Below are 24,708 nucleotides of genomic sequence, written 5' to 3'. Positions count from 1 at the left end.
TCCCTGAGTGATCCTGGGCGAAACCTGACATCACGGCCATCACACCACGGCGGTCGCGGCCCGGACGGCATGTAGGGCCGTCCGGGCCGGGAGGGTTACGACGGGACGGCGGAACCCAGGTGCTCCTCGCCGGCCTCCGGGGCGTCCGGATCCTCCGTCGGGTCGGCGAGCTGCTCGCGCAGGTGGTTCCAGACGACCGCGACCAGGGCCGCCGCCGGTACCGCCAGCAGGCTGCCCACCACGCCGGCGAGGCTGCCGCCGAGGGTCACCGCCAGCAGGACGACCGCCGCGTGCAGGCCGAGTCCCCGGCTCTGGATCATCGGCTGGAACACATTGCCCTCCAGCTGCTGGACCACGACGATGATCGCCAGCACGATCAGGGCGTCCGTCAGCCCGTTCGACACCAGCGCGATGAGCACCGCGACCAGACCGGCGAAGAGGGCGCCGACGATCGGCACGAACGCCGAGACGAACGTGAGCACCGCCAGCGGCAGGACGAGCGGCACGCCCACGATCCACAGGCCGATGCCGATGAACACGGCGTCCAGCAGGCCGACGAAGGCCTGGGACCGCACGAACGCCCCGAGGGTGTCCCAGCAGCGCGCCGCCACGACCGGGACGTCGGAGGCCAGCCGGCCGGGAAGCTGACGCGTCAGCCACGGCAGGAAGCGCGGGCCGTCCTTGAGGAAGAAGAACATCAGGAAGAGGGCCAGCACGGCGGTGACCAGACCGCTGAACACGGTGCCCACCCCCGTGACGACGGCGGTGACCATGCTGCCCAGGCTGCTCTGCACACGGGCGACCGCCGCGTCGAGGGCACCGGTGATCTGGTCGTCGCCTATGTTGAGCGGCGGCCCGGCGGCCCATTCGCGCAGCTTCTGGATGCCGTCGCCCACACCGTCGGCGAGCTCACCCGACTGGGACGCCACCGGCACGGCGATCAGCGCCACCACCCCGGCGGCCGCCAGCAGGAACAGCACGGTCACCACCGACGCCGCCAGCGCGGGCGGCCACCCGCGCCGCCGCAGGAAGCGCGTCAGCGGCCACGTCAGCGTGGTGAGCAGCAGGCCCACGATGAGCGGCCACACGACCGACCACATCCGGCCCAGCAGCCAGAGGACCACCGCGGCCATCACGAGCACCAGCAGCATCTCGGCGGACACACGCGCCGACGTACGGAGCGCGGCGGCCGCCTTCCGGGAATTCAAGGGGGCAGACATGGGGGCCACCCTATGGGTCCCCCGATCGGGTCCCCCGGTCGCGCCCCCGCCCCCGTCCGGCACGGCCCGGCGGCCCGCGCACCGCCGCCGACCCGCCCGGAGGCCTGACGGTGCGTCAACCATGAAAAGGGCGGGCCGTGTCGGGAACCGGCGGCGTGCGTTGACACTCATGGTCCATGGGTACGGGAGACGGCGCGTCACGGCGCCGGAGCTCCCGCCGCATTCCCGGCACACGCCATCCCGTGTGCCCCACCGATCGAGTCGAGGACCTGACGTGACCTTGTCGCCGCACAGACGCCTGGCACTGAGCGCCACCCTGATCGCCGCGATCGCCGGTGGGGTCTCCCCCGCCACGACCGCCTTCGCCGCGCCCTCCGCCCCGGCCGCCCCCGCGCACGCGCCGGCCGCCGCGAGCCCGGCCGCGTCCACCGCGCCCGCCCCCGACATGGAGGGCGTGGCGGCGGCGCTAAACGCCGCCATGGCCAACGGGGCGCCCGGGGCGATGGCCCGGTTCACCGGCCCGGACGGCGTGCTGACCCGGACCGCCGGTGTCCGTGACCGTGCCTCGGGCGCGGCCATGGACACCCGGGCGCGCTTCCGGATCGGCAGCGTCAGCAAGACCTTCTCCAGCGTGGTACTGCTCCAGCTCGTCGACGAGCGCAAGGTGGAGCTCGACGCCCCGGTCAACCGCTACCTGCCCGGCCTGCTGCCGGACGACCGGATCACGGTGCGGCACCTGCTGACGCACCGCAGTGGGCTGGCGGACTACACCGACGCCATGTTCGCCCGGACCGTGCCGGGCTTCGAGTCCGTACGGAACCGGGTCTTCAGCTACCAGGAGCTGGTGGACCTGTCGCTGGCCGAACCGCGCACCACCGAGCCGGGGGTGGCGTACAAGTACTCGAACGCCAACTTCGTGGTGGTCGGCATGCTCATCGAGAAGGTCACCGGCAAGCCGGTGGGCAAGGAGTACGAGCGCCGCATCATCAAGCCGCTCGGGTTGCGCAACACGTCGTACGTGCACCCCGACACCCGCATCGAGGGCCTGCGGGTGCGCGGCTACCTGCACCCCGACGAGGCCGGAGCGCCGCTGGTCGACTCCACGGAGCAGACGGTGTCCTGGGCGCAGTCGGCCGGTGCGGTCATCTCCGCCCCGGCGGACCTGAACACCTTCATGACCGCGCTGATGCGGGGCAGGCTGCTGTCGCCGCGGACGCTGGAGGCGATGACCACGGTCACCCCGACGGACGCCACCAACACACGGTTCTACGGGCTGGGCCTGCGCCGTTACGACCTGTCCTGCGGCGCCCAGGTGTTCGGGCACACCGGCACCGTACAGGGGTACTACACCTACGCGTTCTCGACGCGGGACGGCCGCCGCAGCCTCGCCGCGATGGCGAACACGTCCAACCGGGGCGCGGCCAACACCGCGCTCGGCGGGACGCTGGAGGCCGCGTTCTGCGGGAAGAAGCCGGCCGCGGCCGCGAAGGCGCGGGCCGCGCGCGGGGTGCCGCCGGTGCTGCCGGCCGAGGCGGACCTGCCCGAGCGGCGCTGACACCGGCGGCAGCCCTGGGCGGGCCGCTCCGCCGGTGAGGCCCCCGCGGCGACCCGCAGCGGGGGCCTCTCGGCCCGGTCCGCGCACGGGCCCGGGCGGCGGTCAGCCCTGGTACTCCGACAGGTCGATGGCGTGCACCCGCAGCGGGAACCCGTACCGCGGGTCGACGGTCTCGCGCTCCGGCGACATGCCCAGCTTGCGCATCACGTTCTCCGAGGCGGTGTGACCGGCCCGGCAGATGCTGACGACCCGGTCCAGCCCGCGGTCCTGGAGGGCGAACTCCAGCGTGGCCTGCGCGGCCTCGGAGGCGTACCCCTGGCCCCAGAACGGCCGGCCCAGCCGCCAGCCGACCTCCACCGCCGGCAGCACCTCGGGCAGGAAGTCCGGCACCGACAGGCCGGTGAACCCGGCCAGCTCGCCCGAGCCGAGCAGTTCGACGGCGAACAGCCCGAAGCCCTCCTCGTCCCACTCCTCCTCCCAGCGCTCGATCGCCTCGGCGGTCTCCTCCAGGTCGAGGACGGAGCCGTCGCGGACCCACTCCATTACCGCCGGGTCGGCGTTGATCTCGGCCATGGGCATCAGGTCCTCCTCGCGCCAGCGGCGCAGCAGGAGGCGGGGTGTGTGGATCTCGGTCATGCGCCCATCTTCCCACCTGGCCGGGGAGCGGCTCGCGGGGGTCGCGACACCGCCGGGGCGACGCGCCCCGGCGGTCAGCGGGACTTGCGGACCTGGGCGGCCCGCCGGGCCTCGGCGAGCCTGCGGGCCTCGGTGGTCCGGCGGGACTCCTTGGCGGGGCGGCCGGTGCCCATGCCCCGGAAGGCGGTGGTGCCGGCGGCGGAGTTCTTCGCCCGGTCGCCCGCCGGGGGGCGCCTGGCGCCGGTGATGCCGGTCAGCTTCTCCTCGCCGGAGCGCACCTGGGTGACGGTCGGCCTGATCCGGGCGTCCGACAGCATCCGGGTCACGTCCCGCCGCTGGCCGGGCGTGACCAGGGTGACGACCCGCCCCGACTCGCCCGCGCGTGCCGTGCGCCCGCCGCGGTGGAGGTAGTCCTTGGCGTCGGCGGGCGGGTCGACGTTGACGACCAGGTCGAGGTCGTCGACGTGGATGCCGCGGGCGGCGACGTTGGTGGCGACCAGGGCCGTCACCGTGCCCTCCTTGAACTGCGCCAGGGTGTGGGTGCGCTGGGGCTGCGACTTGCCGCTGTGCAGCGCGGCGGCCCGTACACCGCTGTCCCGGAGGTGGCGGGTGAAGCGGTCCACGCCCGCCTTGGTGTCCAGGAACAGCAGCACGCGTCCGTCCCGGGCCGCGATCTCGGTGGCGGTGGCGTACTTGTCGGCGGGGTGGACGTGCAGCACGTGGTGCTCCATCGTCGTGACCGAGCCCTCCACCCGGTCGACGGAGGCGAGCACCGGGTCGTGCAGGTACTGCCGCACCAGCCGGTCGACGTCCCGGTCGAGGGTGGCGGAGAACAGCATCCGCTGGCCGTCGGCGGGCGTCTGCTCCAGGATCTCCGACACCTGGGGCAGGAAGCCCATGTCGCACATCTGGTCCGCCTCGTCCAGCACCGTGATCCGGACCCGGTTCAGGTGGCAGTCACGGCGGGAGAGCAGGTCGGCCAGCCGGCCGGGGGTGGCGACGACGACCTCGGCGCCGTCCCGGAGGGACGAGGCCTGCCGTCCGATGGACAGCCCGCCGACCACGGTCGCCAGCCGCAGTCCGAGCGTCCGCGCGTAGGGCTCCAGCGCGTCGCCCACCTGCTGGGCGAGTTCCCTGGTCGGTACGAGGACCAGCGCGAGGGGTCGCTTGGGTTCGGCGCGCCGGCCCGCCGTGCGGACGAGCAGCGCGAGACCGAAGGCCAGCGTCTTGCCCGAGCCGGTCCGCGCGCGGCCCAGGACGTCCCGTCCGGCGAGCGCGTTCGGCAGGGTGGCGGCCTGGATCGGGAACGGCTCCCGCACCGAGAGGCCGGTCATGGTGGCCAGCAGCCGCGGGGGCAGGTCCAGCTCGGCGAAGGACGCGGCCGGCGGCAGGCCCGGGGTCACGGTCGCTGGGTCCCCGGGCTCGCCGGGCCGTGCCTCGGGGCGGGCCGCGCCGGTCTCGGGGGGCACGGGGGGCACGGGGGGCACGGCGGACGGTGGCTTCGCGTTCATGGGGAACCTTCCTCGGTCTGGTCGCCCGGAACGGACCGGGGCCCGTACCTCGTCGGTACGGGCCCCGGTCGCGTCGAAGCGCAGGGACATTTTACCAGCGGGCGTGGCGCCGGGTGTCATGCCTTGGTGTCGTCGTCCCGTACGTCCGCGGGTCCGACGTGCTCGCCGGGCGTCGCCAGTTCCTCCACCGCGCCGGCTCCCACGACCGCGCCGGTCGACTTCCTGGCCCGCCGCAGGCGCCGCTCGAGCCATCCGGCGAAGGTGGTGAGCGCGAAGTTGAGGGCGACGAAGACGATCGCCACGAGGGTGAAGCTGGCGATGGTGTTCGCTCCGTAGTTGGCGCTCATCGGCCGGACGGAGGCCAGCAGCTCGGAGAAGTTCAGCAGCGCGCCGCCGAGGGCGGTGTCCTTGACGATGACGACGAGCTGGCTGACGAGCGCCGGGAGCATGGCGGTCACCGACTGCGGCAGCAGGACATACGTCATCGTCTGGCCCTTGCGCATGCCGATGGCCTTGGCCGCGTCGGTCTGCCCCCGGGGCAGGGCCAGAATGCCGGCCCGTACGACCTCGGCCAGGACCGAGGCGTTGTAGAGGACGAGCCCGGTGACCACCGCGTACAACGGACGGGACTCGGGGCTGATGTTGGTGAACTCGGCGTAGGCGGCGTTGGCGAACAGCATGAGGATCAGCACCGGGATGGCGCGGAAGAACTCCACCACCGTGCCGGCCGCGCCACGTACCCACCGGTGGTCGGAGAGCCGGCCGATCCCCAGGAGCGCGCCGAGCGGCAGGGCGATGGCCATGGAGAGCGCGGCGGCGATCACCGTGTTCTTCAGGCCGGGCAGGATGTACGTCGTCCAGGCCCGGCCGTCGGTGATGAGCGGGTCCCACTTGGCCCACTCGAGCTGGTTCTTGTCGGCGAGGCTTTGCCCGACCCACCAGACCAGCCCGGCGAGGGCGATGACGAAGCCCACGCTGTAGAGGACGTTCCGGCGCCGCGCGCGCGGTCCGGGGACGTCGTACAGGACGGCCGGCCGGTTCGTCGCCGCCTTCTTCGTCGCCTTCTTCGTCGCCTTGTCCGTCGTTTCCTTCGTCGTTTCCTTCATCGCCTCACCGCCACCTTCTTGCTGACCCAGCCGAGGAAGAGGCCGGTCGGGAGAGTGAGGCAGATGAAGCCGAAGGCGAAGATCACCGAGATGAGGATGAGCTGTGCCTCGTTCTCGATCATCTCGCGCATCAGCAGGGCGGCCTCGGCGACGCCGATGGTGGCGGCGACGGTGGTGTTCTTGGTGAGGGCGATCAGGACGTTGGCCAGCGGGCCCACGACCGACCGGAAGGCCTGTGGCAGGACGATCAGCCGCAGTACCTGCCCGAAGCCGAGGCCGATGGCGCGGGCCGCCTCGACCTGGCCGGGCGGGACGGTGTTGATGCCGGACCGCAGTGCCTCGCAGACGAAGGCGGAGGTGTAGGTGATCAGCCCGAGCACGGCGAGCCGGAAGTTGATGGTGGTGAAGTCCTTGGCGCCGAGGTCGACGCCGAGGGTCTGGAACAGGCCGAGCGAGGTGAAGACGATGATCACCGTGAGCGGGATGTTGCGGACGATGTTGACGTAGGCGGTGCCGAAGCCCCGCATCAGGGGGACGGGGCTGACGCGCATGGCGGCCAGCAGCGTCCCCCAGATCAGGGAGCCGATCGCGGAGTAGACGGTGAGCTGCACCGTCACCCAGAACGCTCCCAGCAGGTCGTACCCCTCGAGGAAGTCGAACACGTCGGTTCCCTCAGCCGACGATGACGCCGATCTTCGGGGCCGGTTCGTTCTTGTAGCCGGCCGGGCCGAAGTTCTTCTTCACGGCCGCCTCCCAGGAGCCGTCCGCGACCATCTTCTCCAGCGCGCTGTTGATCTCGGCCTTCAGTTCGCTGCCCTTCTGGACACCGATGCCGTAGTTCTCGTTGCTCATCTTGAAGCCGCCGAGCTTGAACTTGCCCTTGAACTGCTCCTGCGCGGCGTAGCCGGCCAGGATCGAGTCGTCGGTGGTCACGGCGTCGATCACACCGTTCTCCAGACCGGTCAGGCACTCCGAGTACCCGCCGTACTCCTGGAGCTGGGCCTTGGGGGCGAGCTTCGTCTTGACGTTCTGGGCGGACGTGGAGCCGGTCACCGAGCACAGCTTCTTGTTGTTGAGGTCGGCGGGCTTGGTGATCGAGTCGTCGTCGGCGCGCACGAGGACGTCCTGGTGCGCCAGCAGGTACGGACCGGCGAAGTCGACCTTCTGGGCCCGCTCGTCGTTGATCGAGTACGAGGCCACGATGTAGTCGACGTCACCGCGCTGGAGCATCGTCTCGCGGTCGGCGCTCTTCGCCTCCTTCCACACGATGTCACCCGGCTCGTGGCCGAGCTGCTTGGCCACGTAGGTGGCCACGTCGACGTCGAAGCCGGTGTAGTCGCCGTCCGGGGTCTTGAGTCCGATGCCGGGCTGGTCGAACTTGATGCCGACGTTGATCTTGTCGCCGTTCCCTCCCGAGCCGCCGTCCCCGCCGTCGTCGCCGCAGGCGGCGAGGGAGAAGGAGAGAGCGAGCGCGGCCGCCGCGGCCACACCGGCCTTGGTGAGCTTGTACGGGTTCATGGTGATCACCCCTGGAGCTGGTGCGCGCGGCACGGGACGTGGACTCAGTGATGGAGGATCTTCGACAGGAAGTCCTTGGCCCGGTCGCTGCGCGGATTGCTGAAGAACTGGTCCGGTGTGGTCTCCTCCACGATCCTGCCGTCCGCCATGAACACCACGCGGTTGGCGGCGGAGCGGGCGAAGCCCATCTCGTGGGTGACGACGACCATGGTCATCCCCTCACGGGCGAGTTGCTGCATGACCTCGAGGACCTCGTTGATCATCTCGGGGTCGAGCGCGGAGGTCGGCTCGTCGAACAGCATCACCTTCGGCTCCATCGCCAGCGCCCGCGCGATCGCGACCCGCTGTTGCTGACCGCCCGAGAGCTGGGCCGGGTACTTGTCGGCCTGGGAAGCGACACCCACCCGGTCGAGCAGCTCACGGGCCCGCTGTTCGGCGGCCTTCCTGTCCTTCCGCCGCACCTTGATCTGGCCGAGCGTGACGTTCTCCAGGACCGTCTTGTGGGCGAAGAGGTTGAACGACTGGAACACCATGCCCACGTCGGCGCGGAGCGCGGCCAGCTCCCGTCCCTCGGCGGGCAGGGGCCTGCCGTCGATGAGGATCTCGCCCGAGTCGATGGTCTCCAGCCGGTTGATGGCACGGCACAGGGTCGACTTGCCGCCGCCCGAGGGGCCGATGACGACGACGACCTCGCCACGGCCGACGGTCAGGTCGATGGCGCGCAGCACGTGGAGCGCGCCGAAGTGCTTGTCGACGTTCTTCAGCACGACGAGCGCGTCGTCGTGCCGGGCCTCGTCCCGGACGGGCATGGCACCCTCCTGGGGTCACCGTCCCCCGCTGGCCGCTTTCCTCACGTTCATGCTCCGCCCTCCTCCGAGCTCCTGCACGCCGGGAGGGCCGTACGGGCGGCCGCGGCGGCCGGAGCCGTTCGGGCGGGACGGGCCGGCGGTGGCGGTAGTCCGGGCGCGGGCGGGTAGGGGTGGGACATGGCGGAGGACATGGAACCCGGGGAGCGCCGGGCCGAGGACCTGCTGGCGGGCCTGAGCGTGGACGCGAGCCGGCCGGAGCAGCCGGTGGTGCTGGACTCGGCGGGCGAGCCGATCCGTACCTGGCGGGAGAACTACCCGTACGACCGCAAGATCCGGCGCGGCGAGTACGAGCGGACCAAGCGGATCCTCCAGATCGAGCTGTTGAAGCTCCAGCGCTGGGTGAAGGACACCGGGGCCCGCCTGGTGGTGATCTGCGAGGGCAGGGACGCGGCGGGCAAGGGCGGCACGATCCAGCGGTTCACCGAGCGGCTCAACCCCCGGGGGGCGCGGATCGTCGCCCTGGACAAGCCGACCGAGCGGGAGAAGGGGCAGTGGTATTTCCAGCGGTACGTCGCCCATCTGCCGTCGGCCGGCGAGATCGTGTTCTTCGACCGGTCCTGGTACAACCGCGCGGGTGTCGAGAAGGTCATGGGTTTCTGCTCGGACGACGAGTACGAACGGTTCCTGCGCCAGTGCCCGCTCTTCGAGTCGATGCTCGTGCGGGACGGGATCCTGCTGGTGAAGTTCTGGTTCTCGGTGTCGCGCGGCGAGCAGCGGACCCGGTTCGCGATCCGCCAGGTCGATCCGGTGCGGCAGTGGAAGCTGTCGCCCACCGACGTGGCCTCGCTGGACCTGTGGGACGCGTACACCGCCGCCAAGGTGACGATGTTCCGTGCGACGGACACCGAGCACGCGCCGTGGACGGTGGTCAAGAGCAACGACAAGCGGCGGGCCCGGCTGGAGGCGATACGCAGCCTGCTGTGGCGCGTCGATTACGAGAACAAGGACACGTCCGCGGTCGGTGAGCCGGACCCCCTGATCGTGGGCGCCGCCGACACGCTGCTGGAGCCCGGCGAGGAGCCCTCCAGCCTCTCGCCGACGCCCCTCGCCGGCCCGCCCACCCGGCCGGGCCACCACCCCGAACCGGACGGCCGGGACGCGCCGGGGGCCCCGGGCCCGGGTGCTTCCGCCGAGGCCCCGGAGGACACCGGCTGAGACTCTAGGTCGCGCAGTCGTAGGTGAAGGCCACCGCCGCCGTGCGCCGGGCGGGTTCCAGCAGCTCGATCCGCGCCTCGGCCGGGTAGTGGCCCGGCCCCTGGAAGGTCCACAGCAGGTGCAGCGTGGCCTCCCGGTGGCCGCCCGCGACCCGCTCGGTCAGTTGCTCGGAACGGGTGCCGTCGCTGCGGACCCACCGGTACGTCAGGGTTCCCGCGCGGCCGTTGGTGCGCACCAGGGCCACCACGTCGGCGGCGGCGCCGCAGGCCGGGCCGGACGGGTCGGTGGTGACGGTGAGGTCCCGCACCTCGATGCCCGGTCCGTAGCGCTGGAACAGGAGGTAGCCGATGACGGCGACGAGCACGGCCGCCGCGAGCGCGTACCGGCGCGGTCCACCGCCCCGCCGGGCGGGCGCGGGCGCCGGCTCCACCGGGAACGGGGCCACGGCGGCAGCGGTGACCCCGGGTCCGAAACGCAGCACGGAGCCGTCGGCGCGGTCGGGTGCCACGGCCGTCACGTCGGCCGTGGCGGGCGGGCCGCTGATCCATTGGCTGCCGAGGGCGGTGGCGCTGTAGTCGTCGTCGTTCATCGGATCTCGCACCGCCTGATCAGGATCTGCTGGGTCGCGGCCCCGTTGCCGGCCGCGGGCGTGGTCGTGGCCCGTACGCCCCAGTAGCAGCCCTGGCCCGAGAAGGTGAGGGTCCGGGCGGTGGCCGCCGTGGCGGACGGGAAGGTCATGGAGCCCTCGGGCGCACCGAGCGTGCCCCGCGCGTCGCTGCTGAACCATTCGAGCAGGACGGTCGCCGGGCCGGAGGCGTCGACGGACAGCGTCACCTGGGCCGCGGTGAAGTCGGTCTGCCGGAACGAGGTCACGTTCACCGCCTTCACGTCCACCGGGGCCGGTGGGGGCGCGGTGGTCGGCGGGGTGGTGGGCGGGGTCGTGGTGGGGCCGGTGTCCGTGGGTCCGGTGCCGGGTGGCGTCGTGGTCGTCCCCGGCGCGCCGGGGGTGGCCGGTGCGGTCGTCGGGGACGCGCCCGGGGAGGTGGAGCCGGAGGGGGACGGCGAGGTACTGGCGGACGCCGACGGGGACGGCGGGGCGGAGGTGCCGGTCGAGGCCGAGGGGGACGGTGCTCCCGGCGCTCCCGGGACGGGGGCGCCCGATGCCGCGCTGGTCGTCGCCCGCGCGCTGCGCACCGTCGCGCCGCCCGTCAGGTCCGTGGCCTCCGCCTCGGTGAAGATCAGCAGGAGTCCCAGCGCCAGCGCCGCGCCGGCGCCCAGCCAGCCGCGCCGCCCGGGCGCCCACAGCGAGGTCGTGGCGAACGCGGTGGCGGACGCCGGCGGGGCGCCCGCCGACGGGAACAGCAGGGGCAGCAGCGCGGCCAGCGCCGCCAGCTTGCGCTGACCGCGCTCCTCCCAGTCCGGTCCGTACGCCGCGCGGGCCACGCCCTCCAGCTCGGCGACGAACGCCTCGGCGTCCTCCGGGCGTTCCTCGGGGTGTTTGGCCAGGCCCCGGCGGATGAGCGGCCGGACCGGCTCCGGGGCGTCGGCTTCGGGGACCGGGGCCTCGATGTGCTGGAGGGCCAGTTCCGCGAAGTTCTGCCCGGTGTACGGCTTGCGCCCGGTCAGGCACTCGAAGAAGGTGGCCGTCGCCGCGTACACGTCGGCCGCCGGGGAGGCGGGCCCGCCCTGCCACTGCTCGGGGGCCATGTAGGCGGGGGTGCCGGCGACACCGGGCGTGGTGCCGTCGTCGGCTGCGATGCCGAAGTCGACGAGCTTGGACGAGCCGTCCGCCGCGACCAGCACGTTCTCCGGCTTGTAGTCGCGGTGCACGACCCCCGCCCGGTGGGCGGCGGCCAGGCCCAGCAGCGAGCCCTTGAGCACGACCAGGGCGGCCTCGGGGTCGGTGTGCCCGCTCTGCTTGAGCACGGCGCGCAGGGCGATGCCGTCGACCAGTTCCATCACGATGGCGGCGCCGTCGGGCGCCTCCACGTACTCGTAGAGGCCGACGACGTACGGCGAGTGCAGCCCACCGAGGAGCCGTGCCTCCGCCCGGAAGTCCCGTACGAACGCCTGGTCGCGGCGCAGGCGGTCGCTGAGGTACTTCACCGCGACGGGGATGCCCGTCCCGTCGTGCACCGCCAGCACCACCCGGCCGCTCGCGCCCGAGCCCAGTTCTCTGGTCTCCGTGTAACCGGGGACCACCCACGCCTTCATCTTTCCGTCCCCCCTGCCGCCGGTCTCCACCCCCTGGGACACGGATGCGCCGTGGCCGGTTCCCGACCGGACCGTCAGGGGTACCGGGCGGCCGGCGCACAGGGTACCCGGGCGGCCGTGCCGCCGGGCGCGGGGCCCGGTCACCCGTGGCCCAGGAGCACCTCCAGCAGCGCCTCGGGGGCGTCGCGCATGATGTTGTGCCCGCTGGCGACGGCGTGGGTCCGCCATTCCGGGTCCTTGCCGAGCCGCTCGTACAGCTCGGTGAAGGGCGACGGGGTGGGCCACCCGGTGGCGTAGACGTAGGACTTGTCGCGGAACCGGCCGAGGCCGCCCTCCAGCCGCACCGCCTGGAGGAGGGAGGCGAGGGGGTGCGGGGTGGCGCGGGGGTCGAAGAAGGGCAGCGGTCCGCCGGACCGGTGGCCAGGACGATCTTGCCGGTGGTGCGGCCGCTCGCGGACAGTTCGTGCGCCTTGGCGCCGGGCCCGCGCGGCCGGCCCGGCGGGGCGGCGCGGACCGCGCGGACCGGCGTCGGGACGCCCGGGCGTCAGGGGGCGGTGCGCAGGAGGGCGAAGGGGGCCCGGTGCTCGGTGCCGTCGGGCAGGCGCCAGGCGGCGGTGACGCACGGGCGGTCCGGGGCGGGGGCCGAGGGCCGCAGGACGCGGGTGACGGTGAGCGTCAGCGGGCCGGACCCCGCCGGGAGGACGATGTCGGTGCCCTCCGCGCCGTCGGTGGCGGTGCCCGGCCCGGACGGGGCGGGGAAGGGGGCGTCGGCGCCGTGCCGGGTGACGGTCTTGTCGGGGGTGCCGGATTCGCTCTGTGCCTGGGGCTCCGCCTTCCCGGCGAGGAGGGCGAGGAGTTGGGCGTGGAGGACCGGGTCATGGGCACCGTCGTAGATCCAGCGCCGGCCCAGTACGCCGTGCTCGGAGGTGCCGATGAGGGCCTCGTCGCCGTGGGCGTCCGGCTGCTCCAGCGGCGCGGCGCGGTACGTGAGGGGGACGTGGTACGTGACGGGCCGGTCCCCCGAGGCGTCGGTGACCACCATGAACTCGATGCCCACCTCGCCCTCCGGGTCGTCGAGCCGGAAGCCGCCCGCCCTGTCCAGTGCGGGCGTGGCGCCCGTGGGGACGTACCAGGGGCGCGTGGGCAGCCAGGACGTGAGGAGTTCGAGCTTCGTCGGGGACATCGTGGTCCGGTGGATGACGGCCATCGTTTCGTGCGCCTCCCGTGTCGGTGTGGTTCCCGATCCTATAAACGCCGTGCTCCGGCGGGGCACTTGGACGGACCGGGGCACTCTGGGAAGCGGGCCGTTTCCGTGGCAAAATGGCCGGACGAACAGTGCCGAGGGTCGGTACTCGTTCTCTGGGGCATCAATGAACGTCTGGCTCCGCTTCCGCCTCATGACCGTCACGGTCGCGACCGGCCTGTCGCTGCTCGCCTGCAGCGGCACCGACGGGCGCCCGGACACGGCGCCTTCGGGGTCGCCGTCCGCCAGACCCGTCCCGTCGGCGCCGTCCTCGGCGGCCCCGCCCTCCTCCTCGCGTCCGGCGCCCGCGCCGAGCGGGCGGCCGACGTCCGCGCCGGCCGTCCCGGGCACGCCCCGGCCCGACGCGTCCACCACCGCCGGTCCCGGTGCCACCGCGCCGGTTCCGGGCCTGGGGCGGTTCCAGCCCATGTGGCCCTTCACCACGCCCGCGCAGGCGCAGGACTGGCAGCGCGCGTATCGCGCCGGAGGCCACCAGCCCTGGCACCTGGACGCCGAGCAGACCGCGCTGTCGTTCACCCGGGGCTATCTGGGCTTCACGGAGATCGACCGCGTCACGTCACGGTCCATCGGCGCGACACGGGCACGCATCGGCGTGGGGCTGAGCGGTCCGGAGTCCTCGGGCAGCGCGGCGGTGGTGCACCTGATGCGGTACGGCACCGGCCGGGACGCGCCCTGGGAGGTCGTGGGCACCGACGACACGACGTTCACCCTGACCGCGCCGGCCTACGGCTCCGTGGTCCGCTCCCCCCTGACCGTCGGCGGGCGGATCAGCGGCGTGGACGAGAGCCTGCGGGTCCAGGTGCGCCAGCCGTCCTCCGAGGCCCCGTTGGGCAGTTCCTGCTGCACGCCGGCGGGCGGTTCCGGCCAGCCCTGGTCGTCGTCCGTCTCGTTCAAGGGCGCCAAGGACGCGGTGCTGACGGTGGTCGCGTTCACGGGTGGGCACATCGCCGAGGTCGAGCGCTTCACGGTCACGGCGGTACGGAAGGGCTGACACCGGCCCGGGCTCGCCGCCCGCTGCCGCGGCGGGACGGCCGCCGGGCCGCCGGGCGGCCGGGGAGCCGGGCGGCCGGGGAGCCGGGCGGCCGGGGCATCAGGCGAGCAGCGCGGCGGCGGCCGCCAGCAGATCCTGGTTGCGCCCGGTGACGTCGCGCTCGGTCAGCCGGTGCACCTCGTCGGCCTGGACGCCGAGGTCCTCCAGCGGGACGTCGACGTTGCCGCGTGCCCTGGTGGCCCGCCGCAGCGCGACCCGGAACCCGGCGCCGCGCGGCAGGTCGCCGAGCAGGTCGGGCAGCCACACCCGCAGCAGTTCGTGCGTCCACACGTTGGCGCCGCCCGCCCCGGTCCGGTGCGCCGTGCCGAGGACGGGGCCGAGGCCGTTGTCCTGGAAGCCGGCGGCGAAGATGTCGGCGGCCGAGTACGAGAGCGCGTCGGTGATGAGGACCTTGGGGCCGGTGTGGCGCGGCAGTCCGGCGGTGATGGCCTCCGGGTCGGTGAGCGGGAAGCCCTGCGAGTACACCTCGCCGGTCTCCACGGCGTCGCGGATCGAGTTCGTCCAGATCCGGAAGCCGGGGTGGGACCGGGCCAGCACGAGTGCGGCGCGCGTCGTCGACAGCGAGAAGCTCACCGAAGTGACGGGGCTCTCGCTGAGGACCTGGAGGGCGGACTCGGCGGCCGGTACGTGGCCCCCCGGGTTGCCGCGGATGTCGATGATCAGCCCGCCCGCCGGAGCGCGGGCCGCGATCCGGGCGATCTGCTCGGCGAACGCCCGTGCGCCGGGAACGTTGAACGAGAACACGCGCAGGTAGCCGTACGAGCGGCCGCGGACGCGCACCGTCCGGTGGTCGAGGACGCCGCGGAACGCCCGCGCGGCCGAACGGCGTGCCGGGGGCGGCGCGAACAGCGCGCGCTTGATCTGGCGCGTGGCCTCGTTGCCGGCGTCGATGCCCAGGGCGGTGGCGAGCGTGGGCACCGGGTCCTGGGCGCGCCCCGCGTACCACTCGGCGGCGCGCACCCGCCAGGGGATCCTGGTCTCGCGACGCCGGCCGGTCCGGGTGCGGTACGTCAGCAGCACCCAGTGCTCGTCGGGCGGTGGGCCGGTCCGCAGCGGGCGCAGGGCCAGCGACTCCAGTCCGCGGGCCAGGCGGGCGTCGGCGTTGGAGCCGGGCTGCGCGGCCGCGTTGCGTTCGACGGCCCGCTCGATGGGGACGCCGTTCCAGGTCTCCAGTTCGGCGCCGACGTCGAAGCCGGCGTGGACGAGCGAGGGATCGATCCGGGTGACGATGTGGTGGGGCGTGCCGTCCGGGTCGGTGTACCGCTCGACGAGGAAGCCGAGCGCCGCGACGTGCCCCCGGTACGGGTCGGGGAGCTGGTAGACGGTGTGGAGGTCGCCCAGTCCCCGGAAGATCCCGGCCAGTTCGGCGTGGAACTGGAGCTCGCCGAGCGGGGCGAGCCGCCGTTCGAGCAGGCGCAGCCGCTGGACCGGATCGGTGGCGTGCATCGCCCGCTTGAGCGGGAGGTGGACGTAGAGCTCCTCGAGGAGGACGCGGGCGGCGGCCACGAGCCGGTAGCGCGCCGCGAGCGGCAGCGGGTCGGCGCCGGCGCGGGCCGTGAACGCGTCGAGGCCGATGGAGTCGGGCAGGGTCCGGGAGGGTTCCGCGATGGCCGGGCTCATGGGTAGTACTCCGCGAGGTGCTGGAGCCGCGGCACACCGGAGCGTGCCACCGCGGCGAAGTAGGCGGCGTCGTGGGCCGGCGGGTCCAGGCGCGGGATGACCAGGTCCAACGGGACCTCCCCGGCGGCTCCGAAGGCGCCGAGGTCGCCCTCCGGCATGTCGCCGAAGAGGACGAGCGGCGCGTCGGGGTCGTCCAGCGGCCCGCCCCATTCGGCGAGGGCGTCCTGTGCGGCACGCCAGGCGGCCACCGGGTCCTGGCGGACCTTCTCCAGGGCGCGTTTGACGCCGGGCCAGTCGAGCCGGGCGTCGGTCCGGTCCGGCCGGCGCACCACGACGCGGCGTTTGACCCCGGCGACGGTCAGGGGGTCGGTGTCCGTGGCCCCGGCCGCGGTCATCAGCGCCTGTGTGCCGTAGAACGGCCGGCCGCGCACCATCACCAGCCGTACGTGCCGTTCGGTCGCGCCGATCAGATTGCGGTACGGGTCCTCGGCCGGGTCGTGGTGTTCGAGTACGAGCAGGTCGGCGGCGCTGCCGCGCCGGAGGCGGCCCACGTGGGGGCCCCAGGCGGTGGCCAGGGCGTCGCCGGGGTTCGCGGTGACCATGTCGCACAGGTCGCGGTCGGTGAAGTGCCCGCCCAGGTCGTGGCGGTTGACGGCGTCGGCGACCTTCAGCTCGCCGAGGACGTGCTTGGTGCCCGAGGGCGACCAGTCGGAGCCGAGGGCGATGCGCAGCCCCTTCTTGTGGGCGGCGACCACGTCGGTCGTCTCGTGGTAGAGCCAGTGGTTGGAGAACGGCGACCAGACGAGGGTGCCCTTCTCCGCGGCGTTGACGGCCGCGACGGCGTCCCGCCACTTGGTGAAGTCGGCGGCGGCCAGCGCGGTGCCGTGGACGCCGATCAGGCCGGGCCTCAGGCACGGTTCGAGGTCGTCGAACTCGCGGTGGACGAGGGACCCCTTCCGGCCCTCCGCGACGTGGTAGATCAGCACGCGGGTGCCGTCGAGCATCGGTGCCCGGACGTCGCGCAGTTCCTCCGCGTCACGCTGGAGCGCGGCGGTCATCACCATGTCGGTGCCCGCCGGCAGTTTCTCGTTGTCGACGATCCGCAGCATCCAGCCGTTGACGGGGCGGGTGGAGAGCGGAGCGCCCTGGATGGTCGTGGTCCCGCCGGCCAGGGCCTTGACCTCGACGTACTTGAGCAGTGCCTCGGGGGCGGCCTGTTGCAGGACCCTGGCGGGCCAGGTGACGGCCGTGGAGTAGTCGGGCGGGTCCTTCTCGTCGACCCAGCGGTCGTGGTGCGCGTAGGGCACGCCCACGGCCTCCCAGAGCGGCAGGGTGTTGTAGGCGATGTGGTTGTGGAGGTCGATCAGCCCGGGGAGGATCAGCCCCTCGGTGTCGATCCGGGGCGCGTCCGAGTAGCCGGCCGGCGGGTCCTGGCCGGCGAGTCGCACCGCGTCGAGGCGGCCGTCGTCGCCGACGTACACGGCGCCGGGGTCGAGGATCCGGTGATCGTCGTCGAAGGTGACGACGGTGCCGAGGAGGACGAGGGCCATCAGCTCGGCGCCTTCCAGACCAGGGTGTGACCATCGTCCGGCGACGGGCGGCCCACGGAGTTCTGCGCGTCACCGGGCTGGGCGCGCACCCAGGCGTCGTCGCCCAGGAAGTCCGGTGCGCCGAAGGGCAGGTCACGGCGCGGGACGGGGCTGTGGTCGGACTCCTCGAAGGCGGTGCCGTAGGTGGGGCCCGTGTTGTCGCCGTCGTCGTCCGGCGTCACGATGGCGCGCAGTCGGGTGACGGCGTCGCGCCAGGCGGTCAGCAGGGCCTGCTCGTCGTGACTGGACGGGTGGGGGATCTCGATCAGTGGCACCGGGGGCCGGGTCGTCCACAGCCGTACCGCCTCCCGGGCCATGAACCCCATCGCGACGACGGCTTGGAGTGTCGCGTCCGTGGCCCGGTCGTAGACCGTGTTGCGCCATTGCTTCTGCGCGGGGTCGTCGAGACGGTCCTTCATCGCCAGGGCCTGGCCGGGGTGGACCGCGTACGCCCAGGCGTTGAGGCAGACGTAGGAGCGGGTCAGCCCCAGCTTGGTGAGGAAGCCCTGCACCCGCTGTCCGGCGTTGCCGACCAGGCTGCGTCCGGCGATCCGTTCGGTCGGTCCGGGGTCCGAGGCCACGATCAGCACCCGGGCCGAACCGTCGAGCCGGCCGCGGTAGAAGACGGGTCCCCAGTCGGACCAGAACGCCGCCGGGACGGGTGGGTCGGGCACCTGCGCGAGCAGTTCGGCGAACTGGGCCGTCGGACCGCGGTCGAACTCCTGCATGGGGCAGCGCCTCCTCACCGGGGGTACGGCGAGCGCTCACCGGTGCGGTGGCGGGCGCCACCTCGCGGCCTCGCCGGCCCTGACGGTGTCCGGTTCCACTGGAACACCCGGTCCCGTGCCCCGCAAACGCCGGCCGGCCATCCGGGGCCGGCCCGGGGGGTGGCCCGGACGTACGCGCCGGTCCATGGGCGACGGCGGCGTTCTGGCCGGGCGGCCGGGAGGGGCCTGAGCCCGGGTGCGGGAGCACGGCACCGGGCGAGCGTCGTGTGCGGCGGGGCCGGTCGGCATAATGCCCGGCATGACACAGGCCCGCGCCCTCCGCCGCGTACACCTGCTCCTCTCCGTCGAACTGACGCTCGCGGGCGCGGTGCTCGCCGCTCTCGGCGGGCTCCTGGTGAGCGGGCCCGTCGCCGCGGCGATCGCGGGCGTCGTGACCGGTTCCGGGGTCCTGGGCGGCTGCCTCCTGATCCGCCGGCGGGTCTTCGCCGGTTACGGCCGGGCGGCCCGGGACGCCCACGACCACGGCTACGCCGAAGGGCTGGCGCACGCGGTGCTGCTGGGCATCACCGCGTACGAGGCCGCCGCCTTCCCCTTGACCGGTGGCGGGGTCTCCCCCGACGAGCGGTCGGCCCGCCGGACCATCGCCTACCGCATCGCCGCCGACGAGGGCCTGCCGCACCCGGTGCGCACCGCGGCGGCCGCCGCGCTCGAGGCGATCGACCGGGGCGACGACGCCGGAACCGCGCGGCAGGCCATGAAGGACCTCAACCTGGCGGTCTTCGCCCTGCGGACCGGGCGGGACGCGGGGTAGCAGTACGGCCGGAACGGCCGTGGCCGTGGGCGGGCCGGCCCGGATCGGACGGCCGGCCCCGCCGCGGTTGCCGGAGGCCCGGCGGGTCAGGCGCCGACGTAGGCCGCGAGGTGTTCGCCGGTGAGGGTGGAGCGGGCGGCGACGAGGTCGGCCGGAGTGCCCTCGAAGACGATCCGGCCGCCGTCGTGGCCGGCGCCCGGGCCCAGGTCGATGATCCAGTCGGCGTGGGCCATCACCGCCTGGTGGTGCTCGACGACGATGACCGACTTGCCGGCGTCGACGAGCCGGTCGAGCAGCCCGAGCAGCTGCTCGACGTCCGCGAGGTGCAGACCGGCGGTCGGCTCGTCGAGGACGTACACCCCGCCCTTGTCGGCCATGTGGGTGGCCAGCTTGAGGCGCTGCCGCTCGCCGCCGGACAGGGTGGTGAGGGGCTGGCCCAGGGTGAGGTAGCCGAGCCCGACGCCGGCGAGCCGCTCCAGGATCCTGTGCGCGGCCGGGGTGCGGGCCTCGCCGTCGCGGAAGAACTCCTCGGCCTGCGCCACCGGCATCGCGAGCACCTCGCTGATGTCACGCCCGCCGAGGCGGTATTCCAGCACCGACGCGTCGAAGCGCCGGCCCTCGCAGTCCTCGCAGGTGGTGGCGACGCCGGCCATCATCGCGAGGTCGGTGTAGATGACGCCCGCTCCGTTGCACGTGGGGCAGGCGCCCTCGGAGTTGGCGCTGAACAGCGCCGGCTTCACGCCGTTGGCCTTGGCGAACGCCTTGCGGATCGGGTCGAGCAGTCCGGTGTACGTGGCGGGGTTGCTGCGCCGGGAGCCGCGGATCGGCGCCTGGTCCACCGACACCACCCCTTCCGAGGCCGGGATGGAGCCGTGCACCAGCGAGCTCTTGCCGGAGCCCGCCACTCCGGTGACCACGCACAGCACCCCGAGGGGGACGTCGACGTCGACGTCCCGCAGGTTGTGCGTGGACGCGCCGCGGATCTCCAGCGTTCCGGTGGGCTTGCGGACCGTTTCCTTCAGGGAGGCCCGGTCGTCGAAGTGGCGGCCGGTGATGGTGCCGCCGGCCCGCAGTTCCTCGACGGTGCCTTCGAAGCAGACCGTTCCGCCCCCCGTGCCGGCGCCGGGGCCGAGGTCGACGACGTGGTCGGCGATCGCGATCGTCTCCGGCTTGTGCTCCACCACGAGGACCGTGTTGCCCTTGTCCCGCAGCCGCAGCAGCAGGCCGTTCATCCGCTGGATGTCGTGGGGGTGGAGTCCGATGGTCGGCTCGTCGAAGACGTAGGTGACGTCGGTGAGCGAGGACCCGAGGTGGCGGACCATCTTGACGCGCTGCGCCTCGCCGCCCGACAGCGTGCCCGCCGGCCGGTCGAGCGAGAGGTAGCCGAGCCCGATCTCCACGAACGAGTCGAGGCTGTGCCGGAGCGCGGTCAGCAGCGGTGCCACCGACGGCTCGTCGAGGCCGCGGAGCCATACGGCCAGGTCCCTGATCTCCATCGCGCAGGCGTCGGCGATGCTGATCCCGCCGATCTTCGAGGAGCGGGCGCCCTCGCTGAGCCGGGTCCCGTCGCACTCGGGGCAGGTGGCGAACGTCGTCGCCCGCTCCACGAACGCGCGGACGTGGGGCTGTAGGGCGTCGATGTCCTTGGACAGCATCGACTTCTGGATCTTCGGGATCAGGCCTTCGTAGGTCAGGTTGATGCCGTCGACCTTGATCTTGGTGGGTTCCTTGTGGAGGAGGTCGTGCAGCTCCCTCTTGGTGTACCGCCGGATCGGCTTGTCCGGGTCGAAGAAGCCGCAGCCGGCGAAGATGCGGCCGTACCAGCCGTCCATGCTGTAGCCGGGGATGGTGAGCGCGCCCTCGTTGAGCGACTTGGTGTCGTCGTAGAGCTGGGTCAGGTCGATGTCCGAGACGGTGCCGCGGCCCTCGCAGCGCGGGCACATGCCGCCGACGCGGTGGTACGTCGCCTTCACCGCCTTCTTGGCGCCGCGCTCGACCGTGATGGCCCCGCTGGCCCGGACGGAGGCGGTGTTGAAGGAGTACGCGCTGGGCGGGCCGATGTGCGGCTTCCCGAGCCGGCTGAAGAGGATCCGCAGCATCGCGTGGGCGTCGGTGGCGGTGCCGACCGTGGAGCGCGGGTCGCCTCCCATCCGCTGCTGGTCGACGCTGATCGCGGTCGTCAGCCCGTCGAGGACGTCGACGTCGGGCCGGGCCGTGGTGGGCATGAACCCCTGCACGAAGGCGCTGTAGGTCTCGTTGATGAGCCGTTGGGACTCGGCGGCGATGGTGTCGAAGACCAGTGAGCTCTTCCCGGAGCCGGACACACCGGTGAACACGGTCAGCCGGCGCTTGGGGATCTCGACGCTGACGTCCTTGAGGTTGTTCTCCCGGGCGCCGAGCACCCGGATCAGATCGTGGCTGTCGGCGGCGTGCGGGGCGGGCGACGGCCCGTCCGTGCTCGTCCTGGCCTTGCTCATGGTGTCTCCATCTGTCGGGCGGGCCGCCTGCGTGGTCCCCGTCGGCGTCGCGCCGTGCTCGATCCGGCCGGGTCAGAGCCTACGTCCGGTTCCCTCGCCTCCGGTACGGATCACGGCGACGGGCCGGCCGGCGGGGGCAGGGGCCCGGCGCCGGCCGGCCGTCGTGCCGCCCGGCGGTGGGAGCGGGGGTGCGATCGCCTTGCGGGTCAGCGGAGTTCGTTGACGCGGATCAGGTTGCCGGCCGGGTCCCGGAAGGCGCAGTCACGCACGCCGTACGGCTGCTCGGCCGGCTCCTGGACGACTTCGGCGCCGCCGGCCCGTACCCGGGAGAAGACGCCGTCGAGGTCCGCGGTGGCGAGGGTGATGCGGGCGTACGTGCCCTTGGCCATCATCTCGGTGATGGTGCGGCGCTCGTCCTCGGTGACGCCGGGGCCGGTGGCCGGGGGCTCCAGGACGATGGACGTGTCCGGCCGGCCGGGCGGGCCGACCGTGATCCAGCGCATCCTGTCGGTGCCGACGTCGTTGCGGACCTCGAAGCCGAGGGTGTCGCGGTAGAAGGCGAGGGAGGCTTCGGGGTCGTCGTGCGGGAGGAAGGTCCAGTGGATGGTGAGGTCCATGGGTCCCAGGCTAGGCACGGCCCCCGGCGGACGCTTCTCCATTCCTGACCGGTCCGCGGCGGCGGTCCCGGCGCCGCCGCGGCCGTCGTCGGCGCCGGTGCCGGTGCCGGTGGTCCGGGCGGCGCGGCCGGCCTGGCGCCGCCCGTTGCCGCCGGCGGGGGCGCTGTGGGGGCGCTGTGGGAAACTGCTCGGGTGAAACGCCAGGACCTCGCCGACCTCGTCCGGCTGCGGCGGGCGCGTGACCGGATGGACCGCGAGTACGCCGAGCCGCTCGACGTCACGGCGCTGGCGCGGGACGCCCTGATGTCCCCGGGCCACTTCTCCCGCAGCTTCCGCGCCGCCTTCGGCGAGAGCCCGTACAGCTATCTGATGACGCGTCGCATCGAGCGGGCGAAGGCGCTGCTGCGGCGTGGCGACATGACCGTGACCGAGGTGTGCTTCGCGGTCGGCTGCACCTCGCTCGGGTCGTTCAGTTCGCGCTTCACGCAGTTGGTCGGCGAGACCCCCAGCGCCTACCGGGCCCGGAGCCATGAGCAGGGCGCCGCCATGCCGGCGTGCATCGCCAAGATCCACACACGGCCGGTCAGGAACGGCGGAGCGGGACCCGGCGTACGCCCGTAGCACGGGGGCCGGCCACGGGTGCCAACCCTCACCCCCCGGCGGACGCGGTGGCGGCCGTTCCCCTCCGCCGCCGGTACCGGTACCGGTCGAGGCGGCTGCCGGCCAGCCCGGCCAGGAAGCCGACGGGCACCGACACCAGGGCGACCGTCTGGAGGGGGAACCAGTCGAGGTGCCGGCCGGGGAACAGTGCCGTGGGGGCGCCGGTGAAGACGGGGCTGCACACTTGGAGGCCGATGGCGCAGCCCAGCCCTCCGTACAGCGTCCACAGCAGCCCCGTCCTGGTGAAGCCGCGCCAGAACAGCGAGTAGAGCAGGGCCGGCAGCAGGCAGGAGGCCGCCACGGCCAGCCCGAAGACCGACAGGAAGCCGACGTTCCAGCCCTGCACCCGGACGGCCAGCGCGATGCTCAGCGCCCCCGCCCCGGCGGAGGCCCACCGGGCGGCGGCCACCTCCCGGCCCTCCGTGGTGCGCCCCCGGGCCAGGACATGGGTGTACAGGTCGTGCGCGATCGCGCCCGCGGCGGCGAGGGTGATGCTGGCGACGACGGACAGGGTGGTGAGGAAGACCGCCGACGAGACCAGGACGACGAGCAGGGTCCCCCACGTGCCCACCGCTCCCCCGCCCGCCAGGTCCCCGGTGAGCAGCAGCAGGGCGCTCTGGCCACCCGGCTCGGCCGCCGTGATGGCGGCGGGCCCGATCACGGCGGCCGCGCCGAAGCCCAGGGCCGCCGTGGCGAGGCAGAACCCGGCGATGACGCCGGTGGTGTTCCGTACCGTGCGGCGGGCGGCGTCCGCGTCGGGCGCGAGGTTGAGCTGCATGGCGACGTGGGGCATGCAGGCGACACCGAGCACGACGGTGACCATCAGTCCGACGAAGTCCAGTGCGGGCACCAGCCCGGTGCCGGTGTCGGTGCCCGCTCCCCCGCCCGCGCCGAACAGCAGGCCGGGGCGCAGATAGGTGTCCGGGCGACCGCTGCCCCGGGCGGCGCCGCGGAGGAGGGAGTCCGGGCTCCAGCCGAAGCGGTGGAACACCACGGCCGTCATGGCCAGGGCCATCGCGAGGAGCACCACCGTTTTGATCACTTGCAGGGTGACGGTGCCCCGCATGCCGCCGAAAGCGGTGGCGCAGACGACCAGCGCGCCGATCATGACGATCGCGACCTGTTCCGCGCCCGGGCCCGACAGCCCCAGCAGCATGGCGGTGGTCTTCCCCGCACCGGTGAGCTGGACGACCAGGTACGGCACGCAGGCGCTGAGCGTGACCAGGGCGACCGCGCCGCGTACCGCGGGCCCGGGGGCGCGGCGGGCGAAGGCGTCCCCGAGCGTGCAGCCGCCGAACTCCCGCAGGGGGGCGGCGAGCAGGAGGAGCACGCCGAGGGAGAGCACCGTGCACAACGCGATGAAGAGCCCGTCGTAGCCGACCAGCGCCACGTTGCCGGTGGTGCCGAGGACCGTGGCGGCGGACAGGCAGATGCCGGACAGCACCAGGGTGCGCCGGACGGGAGGAACCGCGCGTCCGGCCGTGTAGAAGTCGTGGACCCGGTCGCGTTCGGGGCCGCTGAGGACGCAGATGAAGAGCACGGGGACGATGATCGTGAGGAAGCCGACCAGCACGGCGGCGCGCGTGTCCGAGTCCAGGATCCCGGCCGGTACGGCGAGTGGTGTCCGGGCCGCGGTCACCGCTCCGCCCCCCACTCCGGCTGCCGCCCGCCCTGGTCCCGGCCGGGTCCGTACGCCTCCTCGTGCCCGTGTTCGCTCTCGCGCCGGTACTGGGCGCGGCGGCGGGCCAGGTGGTCGTAGCGCGCCGCGGTCCACAGCAGCAGGGCGGCCTGGAGGAGGAGGGCGACGAGCCCGAGGGTGACCTCTCCCCCGTCGCCGAGACGGGTGGCCAGCAACTCCGGGGCGGAGCAGGCGAGGAGCAGGTGCACGGCCAGGGTGACGGCGTTCAGCAGGGCGAAGGCCACCCCGGGACGGCTCGGCGACGCCCCGTGGCGGTGGGACGGGTGGGGAAGAGGGTGCCGCGCGTGCGGGACGCGGGGGACGTGCTGAGGGGGCATGCGCTCTCCTGGCGGACCTGGTCTCGGGTGGCTCCCCGCGCTGACGCGGCCTCACCAGAACACGGACCGCCCGGCCGGGCCATGGGCGGCG

At 73.4% G+C, this 24,708-nt stretch carries 23 protein-coding genes; 5 read left to right on the top strand and 18 right to left on the bottom strand.

The annotated features are described in order from the left end of the window. Positions 1–95: 95 nt before the first annotated feature. The gene (locus ACF068_RS06510) at positions 96–1,220 is read right to left on the bottom strand and encodes an AI-2E family transporter (protein WP_392273029.1); all 1,125 of its coding nucleotides are present in this window, start codon (positions 1,218–1,220) and stop codon (positions 96–98) included. A 274-nt stretch (positions 1,221–1,494) separates the two neighbouring features. Between ACF068_RS06510 and ACF068_RS06505 the strand changes: the two genes are divergently transcribed. Continuing rightward, positions 1,495–2,775, top strand: coding sequence for a serine hydrolase domain-containing protein (locus ACF068_RS06505; protein ID WP_392273028.1), 1,281 nt, complete (start codon positions 1,495–1,497; stop codon positions 2,773–2,775). A 102-nt stretch (positions 2,776–2,877) separates the two neighbouring features. On the opposite strand, the gene ACF068_RS06500 is transcribed toward ACF068_RS06505, so the two are convergent. From ACF068_RS06500 to ACF068_RS06475, 6 genes are all read right to left on the bottom strand, one after another. Then, a complete protein-coding gene (locus tag ACF068_RS06500) occupies positions 2,878–3,411 on the bottom strand; it encodes a GNAT family N-acetyltransferase (RefSeq protein ID WP_392273027.1) in 534 nt (177 codons plus the stop codon). Between the two features lie 74 nt (positions 3,412–3,485). Beyond that, on the bottom strand, positions 3,486–4,922 hold the full coding sequence (locus ACF068_RS06495) for a DEAD/DEAH box helicase (RefSeq protein WP_392273026.1): 1,437 nt from the start codon (positions 4,920–4,922) through the stop codon (positions 3,486–3,488). Between the two features lie 116 nt (positions 4,923–5,038). Next, complete coding sequence (locus ACF068_RS06490) at positions 5,039–6,028, bottom strand: amino acid ABC transporter permease (RefSeq protein ID WP_392273025.1); 990 nt, start codon at positions 6,026–6,028, stop codon at positions 5,039–5,041. Next, positions 6,025–6,690, bottom strand: a complete 666-nt coding sequence (locus tag ACF068_RS06485; protein ID WP_392273024.1) for an amino acid ABC transporter permease — start codon at positions 6,688–6,690, stop codon at positions 6,025–6,027. The genes ACF068_RS06490 and ACF068_RS06485 overlap by 4 nt, the downstream gene beginning before the upstream one ends. 10 nt (positions 6,691–6,700) lie before the next feature. Then, the gene (locus ACF068_RS06480) at positions 6,701–7,546 is read right to left on the bottom strand and encodes a glutamate ABC transporter substrate-binding protein (protein ID WP_392273023.1); all 846 of its coding nucleotides are present in this window, start codon (positions 7,544–7,546) and stop codon (positions 6,701–6,703) included. 44 nt (positions 7,547–7,590) lie between these two features. Beyond that, positions 7,591–8,355: an amino acid ABC transporter ATP-binding protein gene (locus ACF068_RS06475; RefSeq protein WP_392273022.1), complete on the bottom strand. Its 765-nt coding sequence runs from the start codon at positions 8,353–8,355 to the stop codon at positions 7,591–7,593. Between the two features lie 177 nt (positions 8,356–8,532). Here ACF068_RS06475 and ppk2 point away from each other — a divergent pair, with 177 nt between their 5' ends. Beyond that, positions 8,533–9,570 carry a polyphosphate kinase 2 gene (ppk2, locus tag ACF068_RS06470; protein ID WP_392273021.1) on the top strand — a complete coding sequence of 346 codons (1,038 nt, stop codon included), beginning with the start codon at positions 8,533–8,535 and terminating at the stop codon, positions 9,568–9,570. 4 nt (positions 9,571–9,574) lie between these two features. Here the strand turns inward: ppk2 and ACF068_RS06465 are convergent, their stop codons facing one another. The 4 genes from ACF068_RS06465 to ACF068_RS06450 all read right to left on the bottom strand — a co-directional run bounded on the left by ACF068_RS06465 (position 9,575) and on the right by ACF068_RS06450 (position 12,991). Next, positions 9,575–10,159 carry a hypothetical protein gene (locus ACF068_RS06465; protein WP_392273020.1) on the bottom strand — a complete coding sequence of 195 codons (585 nt, stop codon included), beginning with the start codon at positions 10,157–10,159 and terminating at the stop codon, positions 9,575–9,577. Further along, positions 10,156–11,784, bottom strand: coding sequence for a serine/threonine-protein kinase (locus tag ACF068_RS06460; RefSeq protein ID WP_392273019.1), 1,629 nt, complete (start codon positions 11,782–11,784; stop codon positions 10,156–10,158). Before ACF068_RS06460 ends, ACF068_RS06465 begins: the two co-directional genes overlap by 4 nt. A 140-nt stretch (positions 11,785–11,924) precedes the next feature. Next, a complete protein-coding gene (locus ACF068_RS06455) occupies positions 11,925–12,128 on the bottom strand; it encodes a hypothetical protein (protein WP_392273018.1) in 204 nt (67 codons plus the stop codon). A 200-nt stretch (positions 12,129–12,328) separates the two neighbouring features. Further along, positions 12,329–12,991 carry a 1,4-alpha-glucan branching protein gene (locus tag ACF068_RS06450; RefSeq protein WP_392273017.1) on the bottom strand — a complete coding sequence of 221 codons (663 nt, stop codon included), beginning with the start codon at positions 12,989–12,991 and terminating at the stop codon, positions 12,329–12,331. Between the two features lie 163 nt (positions 12,992–13,154). On the opposite strand from ACF068_RS06450, the gene ACF068_RS06445 reads away from it, so the two are divergent. Then, the gene (locus ACF068_RS06445) at positions 13,155–14,039 is read left to right on the top strand and encodes a hypothetical protein (protein WP_392273016.1); all 885 of its coding nucleotides are present in this window, start codon (positions 13,155–13,157) and stop codon (positions 14,037–14,039) included. 99 nt (positions 14,040–14,138) lie between these two features. On the opposite strand, the gene ACF068_RS06440 is transcribed toward ACF068_RS06445, so the two are convergent. Genes ACF068_RS06440 through ACF068_RS06430 form a run of 3 tightly spaced genes read right to left on the bottom strand, consistent with a single transcriptional unit; the run spans position 14,139 to position 18,036 of the window. Next, positions 14,139–15,719, bottom strand: a complete 1,581-nt coding sequence (locus ACF068_RS06440) for a S41 family peptidase (RefSeq protein ID WP_392273015.1) — start codon at positions 15,717–15,719, stop codon at positions 14,139–14,141. Beyond that, positions 15,716–17,269 carry an amidohydrolase family protein gene (locus tag ACF068_RS06435; RefSeq protein WP_392273014.1) on the bottom strand — a complete coding sequence of 518 codons (1,554 nt, stop codon included), beginning with the start codon at positions 17,267–17,269 and terminating at the stop codon, positions 15,716–15,718. The genes ACF068_RS06440 and ACF068_RS06435 overlap by 4 nt, the downstream gene beginning before the upstream one ends. Next, positions 17,269–18,036 carry a hypothetical protein gene (locus ACF068_RS06430; protein ID WP_392273013.1) on the bottom strand — a complete coding sequence of 256 codons (768 nt, stop codon included), beginning with the start codon at positions 18,034–18,036 and terminating at the stop codon, positions 17,269–17,271. Before ACF068_RS06430 ends, ACF068_RS06435 begins: the two co-directional genes overlap by 1 nt. Positions 18,037–18,334: 298 nt before the next feature. Between ACF068_RS06430 and ACF068_RS06425 the strand changes: the two genes are divergently transcribed. Beyond that, positions 18,335–18,847, top strand: a complete 513-nt coding sequence (locus ACF068_RS06425) for a hypothetical protein (RefSeq protein ID WP_392273012.1) — start codon at positions 18,335–18,337, stop codon at positions 18,845–18,847. 86 nt (positions 18,848–18,933) lie between these two features. On the opposite strand, the gene ACF068_RS06420 is transcribed toward ACF068_RS06425, so the two are convergent. Then, entirely contained in the window at positions 18,934–21,324 is a 2,391-nt protein-coding gene (locus ACF068_RS06420) for an ATP-binding cassette domain-containing protein (protein ID WP_392273011.1), read from the bottom strand. 206 nt (positions 21,325–21,530) lie between these two features. After that, entirely contained in the window at positions 21,531–21,941 is a 411-nt protein-coding gene (locus ACF068_RS06415) for a VOC family protein (protein WP_392273010.1), read from the bottom strand. A 192-nt stretch (positions 21,942–22,133) separates the two neighbouring features. Here ACF068_RS06415 and ACF068_RS06410 point away from each other — a divergent pair, with 192 nt between their 5' ends. Beyond that, positions 22,134–22,562 carry a helix-turn-helix transcriptional regulator gene (locus tag ACF068_RS06410; RefSeq protein ID WP_392273009.1) on the top strand — a complete coding sequence of 143 codons (429 nt, stop codon included), beginning with the start codon at positions 22,134–22,136 and terminating at the stop codon, positions 22,560–22,562. Between the two features lie 28 nt (positions 22,563–22,590). Here ACF068_RS06410 and ACF068_RS06405 read toward each other — a convergent pair whose 3' ends face one another. Both ACF068_RS06405 and ACF068_RS06400 read right to left on the bottom strand, forming a co-directional pair. Further along, positions 22,591–24,240, bottom strand: coding sequence for a cation acetate symporter (locus ACF068_RS06405; protein ID WP_392273008.1), 1,650 nt, complete (start codon positions 24,238–24,240; stop codon positions 22,591–22,593). Beyond that, on the bottom strand, positions 24,237–24,617 hold the full coding sequence (locus tag ACF068_RS06400; protein ID WP_392273007.1) for a hypothetical protein: 381 nt from the start codon (positions 24,615–24,617) through the stop codon (positions 24,237–24,239). Before ACF068_RS06400 ends, ACF068_RS06405 begins: the two co-directional genes overlap by 4 nt. Between the last annotated feature and the right edge of the window lie 91 nt (positions 24,618–24,708).

The organism is Streptomyces sp. NPDC016309, assembly GCF_043077235.1.
GTDB lineage: Bacteria > Actinomycetota > Actinomycetes > Streptomycetales > Streptomycetaceae > Streptomyces.
The sequence above is the reverse complement of the archived record's forward strand: the minus strand, read 5'-3'. Positions and strand labels throughout refer to the sequence as shown.